This is a genomic window from Streptomyces sp. NBC_00988 (assembly GCF_045162645.1).
In the GTDB taxonomy this organism is placed as follows: domain Bacteria; phylum Actinomycetota; class Actinomycetes; order Streptomycetales; family Streptomycetaceae; genus Streptomyces.
In genome coordinates this window covers 8,773,822-8,786,498 of sequence record NZ_CP108730.1, presented here as the reverse complement: position 1 = coordinate 8,786,498, position 12,677 = coordinate 8,773,822, and the positions used below count along the sequence as shown (strand labels likewise).

The window sequence follows — 12,677 nt, the reverse complement described above, 5'->3', positions numbered from 1 at the left end:
TGGACAGAACGGGAAGATCCCCGACTCTTCTTCTCCGCTGTCTTCACCCCATCAGGTGACTCAACCCGCTGGTGGCCGCACCAGTCCCTTGCCGTAGGCGTAACGCACCGCCTGCGCACGGTCCTTGAGCCCCGTCTTGGCGAACAGGTTGTTGATGTGGGTCTTCACGGTCGCCGTCGAGACATGCAGCGTGCGGGCGATCTCCTGATTGGTCAGGCCCTCGGCGATCAGCAGCAGCACCTCGGTCTCCCGCGCGGTGAGCCCGTCCGGCGGCTCGGCGGGCTCCGACGACGGCTGCGGCTCGGGCTCCGACAGGCGCTCCAGCAATCGCCGTTGGATGCTCGGCGACAGCCCCGCGTCCCCCGACAGCACACTCTCCACGGCCCGTACGATCTCGTCGCCGCCCGCGTCCTTGGTGAGGTAGCCACGTGCCCCGGCGCGCAGTGCCGGGAACAGTGAGGCGTCGTCCGCGAACGTCGTGAGCACCACGACCTGCGTCCCGGGATGCTCCGCACGGATCCGCCGGGTCGCCTCGACACCGTCGCAGCGCGGCATGCGCAGATCCATCAGGACGACGTCCGGGGCCAGTTCGGCGACGAGCCGCACCGCCTCGTCCCCGTCGACGGCGGCGCCGACGACCTCGATCCCGGGCAACAGCCCCAGCAGCATCACGATGCCTTCCCGTACGACGGTCTGGTCGTCCGCGACCACGACCCGCGCGGGTTTCCTCACGGCCTCATCCGTCATGCAGGCACCTTCAGCGTCACCACGAATCCCTCCTCGTCCGGTCCGGCCCGCAGCGAACCGCCCAGCAGCTCGGCGCGTTCCCGCATGCCCAGCAGACCGTATCCACCTCCTGCCCCGGTGAGTTCACCCGGCGAGCCGCCCGAGTCCCGTACGTCCAGGGTCACTTCGTGCTCGCCGTAGTCCAGCGTGAGCAGCACCTTGGCGCCCGGGGCGTGCTTGCGGACGTTCGTCAGGGCCTCCTGAGCGACCCGGCGCACGGCCTGCGAGGCCTCGGCGGGCAGCTGTCTCCGGTCACCCGTAACGGTGACCTCGGCACGGCCCGTCGTACCGACGATCTCGGACAGGAAGTCCTCCAGCGGGCTCATCTCGCCCCGCAGCGCGGACAGCGCCTGCCGGGTCTCCACCAGGCCGTCGCGGGCCATCCCCCGGGCCGCCACGACCCGTTCCAGGATCGTCTCCCGGTCGGCGCCCCGCTCGATCAGCAGCCTGGCCGCCTCCAGGTGCACGAGCTGGGCGGAGAGGCTGTGGGCCAGCACGTCGTGGATCTCCCGGGCGATACGGGCCCGCTCCGCCAGCGCGGCGGACTCCGCCTCGGCGGTACGCGCCATGCGTTCCTGGGTGAGCAGCCGCTGGGCGTTGCCCCTGGCCTCGGCGTCGAGGCGGAGCGTGTATCCGGCGAGGGCCAGCCCGGCCGTCGTGACCGCGGTGGTCAGCCACACGTCGTTGTTGACCGCGGCGAAGATCGCGAGGGACACCGAGGTCACCGGTACGGCGACCGCGATGGGCAGCCGCTCCAGCGAACTGACCGCACAGCCGCACCAGATGACGAGGGCCGGGACCGTGAACCCGACGGCCTGTCCCGCGATCGCGATCCCGAGAAGCACGGCGATGAGTCCCACCGACGGCCAGAGTCTGTGGGCGAGGGTGGTGCGCCAGAAGGCCCAGCCGAGGACCGCTGCCGCCAGGATCCCGGCCACGCCGCCGGCCAGGGCCCAGCCGTGGATGTGGCTGCCGGTCAAGGCGCCCCCCAGCAGCATGCCGATCACCAGCAGCCGGACGGCCCAGGCGAGCACCCGCCGGGGCCGTGAGACTCCCTCTCGGCCCAGCGCCTCCCGCGAGGGCCAGCGCGTCCAGGCGTTCTCCGTCACACGCGCTCCTTCCGGGCGGGCCGCGCCATGCCGAAACCGTACGCCGGGGCCGACCCGGCCGACCCGGTGAAGGACTGGGCCCGCCAGGCCAGGACCCCGGAGCGGACCAGCAGCGTCGCCGCGAGGCCGAGCATCAGGGCCGAGCTGTTCTGGTGCACACCCACAACCGCGCCGAGGGCGACGAGGCCGACGCGCAGGGCTATGCCGACGATCCAGACGCCGCCGCTCGCCTTGGTGCTCTTGCTCCACACGGAACCGTCCGTCTCGGCCCACAGGCGCGTGGTCCAGGCCCAGCCGGCTCCGGTGGCCAGCCCGACGACCAGCTCGACGGCGAGCAGGAGGGCCGACCCGGTGTGGTGGTGGGCGTCGAGTATGCCGGGGTCGCGCAGCGCCACGACGGCGAGGATCACGGGGAGGAGCCACCAGCGCCGGTCGGTGTCGATCCGACGGGCGCGGAACTGCCGCACGATCACCACCGCGACGACGGCCACGATCACCAACGCGTTGACCAGCCCGGACATCAGAGCCTCCGTGAGCGGAAGAGGATGCCGGCGGCGAGCGCTGCCGACGCCTTCGACGCTACGGAAATTCGCAGGTCGGCAGATCGGCGCCAGGGTGGATCGTGGGTGGATCCCCGAAACGCCTCAGCCTCCACCCACGGGTGGAGGCGACCGGAGGCGCCGGGTCAGTGTCGGGAACAGAGCGACGGCGCCGAGCTCGTCGCGGCGTCGGGGCGACCGCGCCGGGGCAAGTGTCAGGAACGGGGCGATCGCGCCACAGATCGGCGCGAGGAACCGAACGATCGCATCGGGTCGGCGTTGGAAACGGAGCGAGCGCAACGGCCCAGGGCCAAGCCTCCGAGCCAGGCCCGGGTCCGAGTATCCGAGCCCAGGCCCGAACCCGAGCCCAGGTCCAGGTCGGACCCGGACCCGAGCCCGGCGCGACGGTCAGGCGTCGATCCGCGACCGGTCCAGCGTCGCGGCCGAGCTGGAGATGAACTCCTTGCGCGGGGCCACGTCGTTGCCCATGAGCAGATCGAAGACCTGCTCGGCCGCGTCCAGGTCGGAGAGGTTGATCCGGCGCAGGGTGCGGTGACGGGGGTCCATCGTCGTCTCGGCCAGCTGGTCGGCGTCCATCTCACCGAGACCCTTGTAGCGCTGGATGGAGTCCTTGAACCGGACACCCTTGCTCTGGAACTCCAGCATCTTCTCGCGCAGCTCACGGTCCGAGTACGTGTAGACGTACTTGTCCTGGCCCTTCTTGGGCTGGACGAGTTCGATGCGGTGCAGCGGCGGCACCGCGGCGAACACCCGGCCGGCCTCGACCATGGGCCGCATGTAGCGCTGGAACAGGGTCAGGAGCAGACACCGGATGTGGGAGCCGTCCACATCGGCGTCGGTCATCATGATGATCTTGCCGTAGCGGGCCGCGTCGATGTCGAAGGTACGGCCCGACCCCGCTCCTATGACCTGGATGATCGCCCCGCACTCGACGTTCTTCAGCATGTCGGTGACGGACGACTTCTGGACGTTGAGGATCTTGCCGCGGATCGGCAGCAGCGCCTGGAACTCGGAGTTCCGGGCGAGCTTGGCCGTACCGAGCGCGGAGTCCCCCTCGACGATGAACAGTTCACTGCGCTCGACGTCGTCGCTGCGGCAGTCGGCGAGCTTGGCGGGCAGCGAGGAGGACTCCAGGGCCGTCTTGCGGCGCTGCGCGTCCTTGTGCTGCCGGGCCGCGATACGCGTGCGTGCGGCGGCGACGGCCTTCTCCATGACCACGCGGGCCTGGGCCGCCGCGTCACGCTTCGTCGAGGTCAGGAAGTCCTTGAGCTCCTTGGCCACCACGTTGGCGACGATGCGGCGGGCCGCCGACGTACCGAGTACCTCCTTGGTCTGGCCCTCGAACTGCGGTTCGGCGAGCCGGACGGTGACGACCGCGGTGAGGCCCTCCAGGGCGTCGTCCTTGACGACGTCGTCCTCGGCGACACGCAGCAGCTTCTTGGCGCGCGCCACCTCGTTCATCGTCTTGACGACCGCCTGCTCGAAGCCGGCTACGTGGGTACCGCCCTTGGGGGTGGCGATGATGTTCACGTACGACCTGAACGTCGTGTCGTAACCGGTCCCCCAGCGCATCGCGATGTCGACGCCGAGTTCGCGGGTGACCTCGGTGGGCGTCATCTGGCCGTGGTCGTCCAGGACGGGCACCGTCTCCTTGAAGGTGCCCTGGCCCGACAGGCGCAGTACGTCGCAGACCGGCTTGTCGCTCGCCAGGTACTCGCAGAACTCGCTGATGCCGCCGTCGAAGCGGAAGGACTCCTCCCCCTTGCTGCCGCCCTCACCGAGGCCGTACTCGTCGCGGACGACGATGGTCAGCCCGGGCACCAGGAACGCGGTCTGCCGGGCCCGCTGGTGCAGGCCCTCCAGGGAGAGCTTGGCGTCCTTGAGGAAGATCTGGCGGTCGGCCCAGTAGCGCACGCGCGTGCCGGTGCGGGTCTTGGGGATCCGCTTGGTCTTGCGCAGGCCACCGGGCTCGAACGTGGCGTCCGGGCCGGCGTTCGTGAAGGAGCCCGGCACTCCGCGCCGGAAGCTGATGGCGTGGGTGTTGCCGCTGCGGTCCACCTCGACGTCCAGCCGCGCGGACAGGGCGTTCACCACGGAGGCGCCCACGCCGTGCAGACCGCCGGAGGCGGCGTACGAGCCGCCGCCGAACTTGCCGCCGGCGTGCAGCTTGGTCATGACGACCTCGACACCGGAGAGGCCGGTCTTGGGCTCGACGTCGACCGGGATGCCCCGGCCGTTGTCCCGGACCTCCACCGAGGCGTCGTCGTGCAGGATCACCTCGATGTGGTCGCAGTAGCCCCCGAGGGCCTCGTCCACGGAGTTGTCGATGATCTCCCACAGACAGTGCATCAGGCCACGACTGTCGGTCGACCCGATGTACATGCCCGGGCGCTTGCGTACGGCCTCTAGCCCCTCAAGGACGAGCAGGTGCCGCGCGGTGTAGTTGGAACCGTCCCGGTCTGCTCCTGCCAGCAGCGCTGTCGACGGCACGGACGTTTCGGCGGTCACGCGGTTCGCTCCTCGCTGAATTTCAGATGAGGCCCTTTTGGGTAAGGGCCCGGCTTCGGTTGCCGCTCAGAGGGTACCGAGGCCTGGTAGAGCCGTTGTAACGCCACCCTCGTCTCCTCATCACACTAGTTCAGGGTCGTATGCCTGTTCGATCCCTCGATGGAGTGAAGTACATATCACGTTCCCTTCGGGGCATGAACCATTTAGGCTCCGGGCACGTCCTCATGAACAACCGGCAATCCAGCCGGGTGGACCCGACCCTGACCCCACAGCGCGAACCCGTACAGACACATAGACACGCAATACGGCACATTCGCCGCCAACCGGCAGCAGACAGCCGCCCCGGAAGAATTTTTCGAGAAAAGGCCACGAGCGGGAACGTTTTCGGCCTGGTTGGATGTTGACCCTGGTACGACAGCTCGTCGAGCTAGAGAAGAGGCGACGTGACTACTGTTCTGACCCCCGCGAGCCCACTGACGGCCGCCGATCGCTGCGACCGCTGCGGCGCCCAGGCATACCTGCGCGTCGTCCTGCTGAGCGGCGGAGAACTGCTCTTCTGCGCCCACCACGGCCGCAAGTTCGAGCCGGAACTCAAGAAGATCGCCGCTGAGATACAGGACGAGTCGGAGCGGCTGACCTCCGCTCCAGCAGCAAGCGCTCCTGAAGAAGACCGCTGACACATCGCGTCCACGACGAGCCAGCACCGGCCCAGGCCGGCGACGGGCGGCCCCGCTCCTGAACCACAGGAGCGGGGCCGCCCGTCTTTCTACCCGTAGACGCCTCCCAGACGCCGTCAGGCGCCCTTGTGCGGCCCTGGCGAGCCGCGGTGGCGGCCCAGCGTCCGCAGGACGTCCGACACCCTGGTGTAGACGCCAGGGCTTCCGGCCCGCCCGCACCCGCTGCCCCACGACACGAGCCCGATCAGCCGCCCCTGGGCGACCAGCGGCCCGCCACTGTCCCCCTGACAGGCGTCACGGCCTCCCTGAGCCTCTCCGGCGCACAGCATGGACTCCGGGAGGTAGGTGCCGTCGGCACCGGCCGGATAGGCCTCCTCGCAGCGCGCGTCGGACAACACGTGCAGGCGCGCCGCGTGCAGGCTCCCCGCATAGTCGCCGCTGCCGGTGAGATCGCCCCAGCCGTAGACCGTGGCCGCCGTACCCGCCCGGTAGGCCGTGTCGCCCGCGGCCGCCATCGTGACGACCGAGCTCTGGGGCAGCGGATCGGCGAGCGTGAGCACGGCGAAGTCGCCGGCGTTGCTGCCGGGGTCGTAGGCCGGATTGACCCACACATCGCGTACGGCGATCTCCTGGCCCCGGCCCGACAGCAGGTCCGTACGGCCCGCGATGGCCTTGAGGTCGGCCGCCCGGTGCGGCGGCGCCCCCAGGACGTCGTCACCCATGCAGTGGGCCGCGGTCAGCACGGTGGTCCGGCCCACGGCCACACCGCCGCAGAACTGCCCCGCCCGGGTACCCCCGAACCGGTCACGACTGGACAGCGCCACCGTCCAGGGGCTCACTGAGACATCGACCGGGAACCCGCCGACGACGATGCTGTCGGCGGCCACGGGGGACGCGGAGACCAGCGGTATGGCGGACGCGGCAGCCGCCAGGACCAGCGGCCGGGTCAGCGCCCGGGCAAGGGGACGACGCATGCACGTTCCTCACTCTGGGACGGTCATTGAAGACCCAGAGTGATCCAGCGCGCCGCGCCCCGCACCCGCGCCAACACGAAGGCCCGGCTCCCCGAGGGGAGACCGGGCCTTCCGTGTCGTACGACCAGGACCTAGTCGAGGTAGTCGCGCAGCACCTGCGAACGCGACGGGTGGCGCAGCTTCGACATGGTCTTGGACTCGATCTGGCGGATGCGCTCACGGGTGACCCCGTACACCTTGCCGATCTCGTCGAGGGTCTTCGGCTGACCGTCGGTGAGACCGAAGCGCATCGAGACCACACCGGCCTCGCGCTCGGACAGGGTGTCCAGGACGGAGTGCAGCTGCTCCTGGAGGAGGGTGAAGCTGACCGCGTCGGCCGGGACGACGGCTTCGGAGTCCTCGATGAGGTCACCGAACTCGCTGTCGCCGTCCTCACCCAGGGGGGTGTGCAGGGAGATGGGCTCGCGGCCGTACTTCTGGACCTCGATGACCTTCTCCGGGGTCATGTCGAGTTCCTTGGCCAGCTCCTCCGGGGTGGGCTCGCGGCCCAGGTCCTGGAGCATCTGGCGCTGCACGCGCGCGAGCTTGTTGATGACCTCGACCATGTGCACCGGGATACGGATGGTGCGGGCCTGGTCGGCCATCGCGCGGGTGATGGCCTGACGGATCCACCAGGTGGCGTACGTGGAGAACTTGTAGCCCTTGGTGTAGTCGAACTTCTCGACCGCGCGGATCAGACCGAGGTTGCCCTCCTGGATGAGGTCCAGGAAGAGCATGCCGCGGCCGGTGTAGCGCTTGGCCAGGGAGACCACCAGACGGAGGTTGGCCTCCAGGAGGTGGTTCTTGGCGCGGCGGCCGTCCTCGGCGATGATCTCCAGCTCGCGCTTGAGCTTGGGGGCGAGCTTGTCGGCGTTGGCCAGCTTGTCCTCGGCGAACAGACCGGCCTCGATGCGCTTGGCGAGCTCGACCTCCTGCTCGGCGTTGAGGAGGGGGACCTTGCCGATCTGCTTGAGGTAGTCCTTGACGGGGTCGGCGGTGGCACCGGCGGCGGCGACCTGCTGCGCGGGCGCGTCGTCCTCGTCCTCGTCGGAGAGCACGAACCCGGCGCTCTCGGCGCCCTCGGGCTCGTCCCCGGTCTTGCCGGGGGTCTCCTCGGTCGCCTCTTCGTCGACCAGCTCGGCGTCGTCCTTCTTGGCGCTGGTCTTCTTGGCCGCCGCGGCAGTCGTCTTCTTGGCGGCGACCTTCTTGGCGACCGCCTTCTTGGCGGGCGCGGTCTTCTTGGCAGCGACCTTCTGCGCGGCGTCGTCCTCGACGGGAGCGTCGGCGACGGGTGCCGCCGGAGTGGCGGTGGCGGTGGCCTTCTTGGCGGTCACCGTCTTCGCGGCGACCGTCTTGGTGGCGGTGCGCTTGGCCGGACTCTTCGCTGCGACGCTCTTTCGGGTGCGCTTGGGCTCCGCGGCACTGACCATCAGCGTCACACCCTCTTCCTCGAGGATCTGGTTGAGGCTGCGCAGTACGTTCTTCCACTGAGTGGCCGGAATCTGGTCAGCTTCGAAGGCCCGACGCACGTCATCGCCGGCGATCTGCCCCTCAGCCTTTCCCCGCTCGATGAGCGCCATGACAGAGACGGACTCGGCGATCTCCGGCGGGAGCGTACGGGATGTGCTGGCCGACACGAACAACCTCTCGGAACGATGGAAAACGGCTTCCGGCCCCGTCCGGTACGGACAGGAGCCGACGACCGCCGACTTGGGGATGGGCCGACGGCGCGGGCTGGGGCCGGGAAGAATCACAGCGCCTTGAACGGCGTCCGTATTCCCTTCCGCGGCTGTCACCTCTTAGGTCATCGCGCAGTGCCCGCGAGCGTTACGCCCAATCTGCGTGGCCCGAGTCACACCCCGTAAGCGTTCAAAAACGGTCAGACACGGGCAGAGGAGGTCACCCACGACTGTGACGGGCGCTCCTCAGGGAGATCCGACACCCCGTCGCACCGCCGGACCCCGCCGGATTCCCTGGAGGATCCTGCGGGGTCCGGCGGAAGACGGGCGCCCCGGCCGGGCGCCGCCACGAGAACGCGGCACACCTCGACCGCACGGACCATCCCGTGCGCGTCAGTGCTCGCGCGGGGCGGGCACCACGCGCTCCACCTCGGGGTGCACGATGAGCAGCTGCCGCATGGCCGCCTCGGCCGCCGCACCGTCGCCGGCGGCGAGGGCGTCGACGATCCTGGCGTGGTGCCCCAGGGAGGCGTCGGTCGGGCGGTCACAGCCCGTGACCGGACCGCCGGAGACCTGGAGGGCGGAGGAGACGATCCCGGAAAGGTGCTCCAGCATCCGGTTGCCCGCGACCTGGATGAGCAGCGAGTGGAACTCGGCGTCCGCGCGGGAGAAGGTCAGCGCGTCACCCTGCCCCATGGCGTGGCTCATGATCTCGACCATGTCGGAGAGGCGCTGCTGGACGTCCTCGCGCCCGTGCCCGGCGGCGAGGCGCGCGGCGAGCGGCTCGATCGTCCAGCGCAGCTCGCTCAGCTCACGGCGCTGGTTGTCGCGCTGCGGGCCGAAGGCGCGCCATTCGATGATGTCCGGATCGAGGAGGTTCCAGTCGCTGACGGGACGCACGCGCGTGCCGACGTTCGGGCGGGCACTGACCAGGCCCTTGGCCTCCAGGACGCGGAGCGATTCGCGGACGACGGTGCGGGAGACTTCGAAGCGCTGGCCGATCTCCTCGGGCACCAGCGGGCGGTCGGCGCCCAGGTCCCCGGAGACGATCATCTGACCCAGCTGCTGGACGAGTTGGCCGTGCAGCCCGCGTCCGCGGCTGCCCGCGCTACGCCGGCCCACGCGGCCCAGCTCGGGGTCGGAACCGTCCCAGGAAGGGGCTCCGAGGCGCTCGGTGACGGGCGCCTCGGCATAGGGGTAGCGGTCGAGTTCGCCCGGGCCGGCGAGACCGGAGTCTGCGGAGCGGGCGGCGGTCATCATGGTGTGCGCAAGGGTACTCACGGATCCTTTGTCGGCGCTGTCTCCAACTCCCTTGAGGTCTTTGGTGAAAAGCACACGAAAGGGTGATCGCTCACCGCGTCGCAATTGACGCCTTATCGGAAAGAAATGGGCTTTCTGCGGGGAGTTGTGCGCAGAGCGGCACCCGAAGGGTGCGGACGGTCGTCATCGGACCCTGCTACGCAGGGTCGTGAGCAGATACGCGCAGAGCAGGGCGGTCAGCGACAACGCCAGTGCCCCGCCCACGGGTTGGGCGATCACCCGCGCCGCCGCTGACAGGTAACGCTCTCCCCCGAAGGGCCACTGCAGCAGCAACACCTTCCGCATCCGCATCGGGAAGCCTTCCGCGGTCCGCACGGCGGGCCCTTCCAACGCCTTGTGCACGAGGGGTACGACGAGAATCGGTACGGCGACCACCGCGGAGAGCCCGGCCGTAGTGGACCGGAAGATGCCGGCCGCCAGAACGCCGGCCCAGGCGCAGCCGACGACCAGGCCGACCCAACTCGCACCCATTGAAAGCCAGTCGGCGGGAACTTGCGCGAGCTCCCGTCCGTAGACGAGATAGAGCACTTCGGCGTCGCAGCCCACCGTGAGGAAGGCCAGCAGCAGCGCGGTGGCCGCGGAGACGAGGAGCTTCGCGACGAGCAGCCCCATCCGTCGGGGCACGGTGCCGCGGTCCGCCGCCAGGGCGGGGTGACGGAACTCGTCACCGAACGCGAACGCCCCGAGCAGTCCCGCACCGAGCGCCGCGGGCGGCAGGGGCAACTCCCGCGGCCACGCGGCCAGCAGACGCGGCTGCGGGGTATGCCCGATGCGGGCCAACAGCAGCGCGGTGAGGGCGGACACGAGCAGCACGGCGGCCCCGGTCAGAAACCCGGTGCCGATACCGGCGGCCCGCCGCAGCTCGTAGCGGAGCGGGCGCAGCGGGCTGGGGGCGGAGCGGACGGAGATGGGGGGCGGGAGCGGGGACAGGGCGTCGGGGGTGAGGACTTGGGAGGGGCGCGGGGCACGCGCGCGGGGGCGAGTGCCGGCCGGCTCCTCGGGGTCGATGAGGGGGACCAGGCGGGAGTTTGTGGTGGGGGTGCTTGCAGCGGTTGCGTGGGCCTCGTCCGGCGGGTGGAGTTCGGCGGCGGGTTCCAGTCCTTCGGCGACGGACGGAGCATCTGTGAGTCGCGTCGGCGACTCGGCAAGTGGCACGTGAGTACTGGCCGATGGCATCTCGGCTGTCGACGGGGTGTCAGGCACTCGCGGCTCGGCGGCGGAATCCGCCTCGCCTCGGAGGGTCATTCCGGCGCCCGGTCCCATGTCCCCGATCTCGTCCGCGAGTTGGTGGACGAGGATGTCGTGCCGGAACGCCGTCTCGCCGACGTCGGCGCATGTACTGCCGTACACGGAAAGGCGGTTGCCGTCCTCCCGTACGACTTCCACGGAGCGGTGCGCGGTGCGGGCCTCCTTGGCGAGAAGGGCGGCGAGGCGGTTGGCGTGTGGGCTGCGGACGGCGACGCGGGGGCGCAGCCGGGTGCGGGCGAAGTCTCCGGCCTCCTGGTCGGCGACGAGTCTGCCCTGCTCCAGGGTGACGACCCGGTCGGCGCTGCGGGCGGCCTCCTTGGGGTCGGCGGTGGTGAACAGGACCGTGCCGCCCTGGGCCGCGTGCGCGCGCAGCATGCCGTACAGCCAACGGCTTTCGCGGACTGAGAGGGCGTCCGCGGGTTCGTCCAGCACGAGTGTGTGCGGGTCGGACAGCAGGGCGCAGGCGAGGCCGAGGCGACGGTCCATGCCGCGCGCGAGGCTGCCGAGGCGTTCGTCGCGGAGGCTGACGATGCCGACCACTTCGAGGACTTCGTCGGCGCGCCGGGCGGGAACGCCCGCCGCGGCGCACAGCATCCGGAGGTGGCCGCGGACCGATCGGGCCGGATGTCCCGGCACATCGCCCAGGAGGACGCCGACCTCGCGCGACGGGTGGGCGATGCGGTGCAGGGGGCGGCCCCTGAAGTAGGTGATTCCACGTCCCTGTTGGAGTTCGAGCATGAGCCTGAGCGCGGCAGTCTTGCCCGCGCCCGGTGCTCCGAGGAGTGCGGTGACACGGCCCGCACGTGCCTCGAAGGAGACGTCGTCGACGGCGGGCGGATGCTCCTTGCGGGCGTTGCTGGTCAGTCCGAAGGCCTGGATCACCCACAGCAAGATAGCGCGCTATGTCCGTTTTTCCGGGCACCGAACGGCCCGCTCCGCAACCGTTGATCGCCTCCGCCGAGGTCCTACGGCGTCACACCTCGGGGCGCAGCATCGGCGGGTTGAGCAGCGTGGCCCCGCCGGCCCGGAACAACTGCGCCGGGCGGCCGCCCTGACGGGTCGTCGTACCGCCGGTCGGGACGAGGAACCCGGGCGTGCCGGTCACCTTGCGGTGAAAGTTGCGCGGGTCGAGCGCCACGCCCCACACCGCCTCGTAGACGCGGCGCAGCTCACCGACGGTGAACTCGGTGGGGCAGAACGCCGTGGCCAGGGACGAGTACTCGATCTTCGAACGGGCGCGCTCCACCCCGTCGGACAGGATCTGCGTGTGGTCGAAGGCGAGCGGCGCCACCGGATCGCCGTCGCGGCCGAACCCGCCCTGCTGCAGCAGCTCTTCGACGGGCGCCCAGCGCGCGTTGCTGGCGTCGCCACCGGCGCGGGGCGCGGGCAGGTCGGGAGCGAGCGCGAGGTGGGCGACGCTGACGACGCGCATCCGCGGGTCGCGCTTGGGGTCGCCATAGGTCGCGAGCTGCTCCAGATGTGCTCCGTTGTCCTGCGCGGGGGCGCCGGGGTCGTGGGCGCGCAGTCCCGTCTCCTCGGCCAGTTCGCGCGCGGCGGCCTGCGACAGATCCTCGTCGGCCCGCACGAAGCCGCCGGGCAGCGCCCAGCGCCCCTGGAACGGCGGCTCGCCCCTGCGTACCGCCAGCCCGCACAGAGCATGGCGGCGCACGGTCAGCACGACCAGGTCCACGGTGACGGCGAAGGGCGGATACGCTGACGGGTCGTAGGACATGCGGCGATCATAGTCGTCTGCCTGACGATAAACACTCCCTTCGTC

At 70.4% G+C, this 12,677-nt stretch carries 10 protein-coding genes; 1 reads left to right on the top strand and 9 read right to left on the bottom strand.

Annotated elements, in window-relative coordinates:
• Positions 1 to 60: 60 nt before the first annotated feature.
• The 4 genes from OG496_RS40305 to OG496_RS40290 all read right to left on the bottom strand — a co-directional run bounded on the left by OG496_RS40305 (position 61) and on the right by OG496_RS40290 (position 4,963).
• On the bottom strand, positions 61 to 747 hold the full coding sequence (locus tag OG496_RS40305) for a response regulator transcription factor (protein ID WP_366493365.1): 687 nt from the start codon (positions 745 to 747) through the stop codon (positions 61 to 63).
• Positions 744 to 1,895: a histidine kinase gene (locus OG496_RS40300; RefSeq protein WP_405974352.1), complete on the bottom strand. Its 1,152-nt coding sequence runs from the start codon at positions 1,893 to 1,895 to the stop codon at positions 744 to 746. The genes OG496_RS40305 and OG496_RS40300 overlap by 4 nt, the downstream gene beginning before the upstream one ends.
• Complete coding sequence (locus tag OG496_RS40295) at positions 1,892 to 2,416, bottom strand: DUF1453 domain-containing protein (RefSeq protein WP_405974351.1); 525 nt, start codon at positions 2,414 to 2,416, stop codon at positions 1,892 to 1,894. The genes OG496_RS40300 and OG496_RS40295 overlap by 4 nt, the downstream gene beginning before the upstream one ends.
• 426 nt (positions 2,417 to 2,842) lie before the next feature.
• Complete coding sequence (locus OG496_RS40290) at positions 2,843 to 4,963, bottom strand: DNA topoisomerase IV subunit B (protein WP_366493368.1); 2,121 nt, start codon at positions 4,961 to 4,963, stop codon at positions 2,843 to 2,845.
• Between the two features lie 443 nt (positions 4,964 to 5,406).
• Between OG496_RS40290 and OG496_RS40285 the strand changes: the two genes are divergently transcribed.
• Positions 5,407 to 5,640 carry a hypothetical protein gene (locus tag OG496_RS40285; RefSeq protein WP_033283991.1) on the top strand — a complete coding sequence of 78 codons (234 nt, stop codon included), beginning with the start codon at positions 5,407 to 5,409 and terminating at the stop codon, positions 5,638 to 5,640.
• A 116-nt stretch (positions 5,641 to 5,756) separates the two neighbouring features.
• On the opposite strand, the gene OG496_RS40280 is transcribed toward OG496_RS40285, so the two are convergent.
• The 5 genes from OG496_RS40280 to OG496_RS40260 form a co-directional block, all read right to left on the bottom strand.
• Positions 5,757 to 6,614 carry a S1 family peptidase gene (locus OG496_RS40280; protein WP_405974350.1) on the bottom strand — a complete coding sequence of 286 codons (858 nt, stop codon included), beginning with the start codon at positions 6,612 to 6,614 and terminating at the stop codon, positions 5,757 to 5,759.
• A gap of 131 nt (positions 6,615 to 6,745) precedes the next feature.
• Positions 6,746 to 8,290, bottom strand: coding sequence for an RNA polymerase sigma factor (locus OG496_RS40275; protein WP_366493370.1), 1,545 nt, complete (start codon positions 8,288 to 8,290; stop codon positions 6,746 to 6,748).
• Between the two features lie 435 nt (positions 8,291 to 8,725).
• Positions 8,726 to 9,613: an FCD domain-containing protein gene (locus tag OG496_RS40270; protein ID WP_366493371.1), complete on the bottom strand. Its 888-nt coding sequence runs from the start codon at positions 9,611 to 9,613 to the stop codon at positions 8,726 to 8,728.
• Positions 9,614 to 9,775: 162 nt separating this feature from the next.
• Positions 9,776 to 11,782 carry an ATP-binding cassette domain-containing protein gene (locus OG496_RS40265; RefSeq protein ID WP_405974349.1) on the bottom strand — a complete coding sequence of 669 codons (2,007 nt, stop codon included), beginning with the start codon at positions 11,780 to 11,782 and terminating at the stop codon, positions 9,776 to 9,778.
• A gap of 91 nt (positions 11,783 to 11,873) precedes the next feature.
• On the bottom strand, positions 11,874 to 12,632 hold the full coding sequence (locus tag OG496_RS40260) for an NUDIX domain-containing protein (RefSeq protein ID WP_033283995.1): 759 nt from the start codon (positions 12,630 to 12,632) through the stop codon (positions 11,874 to 11,876).
• Positions 12,633 to 12,677 lie beyond the last annotated feature (45 nt).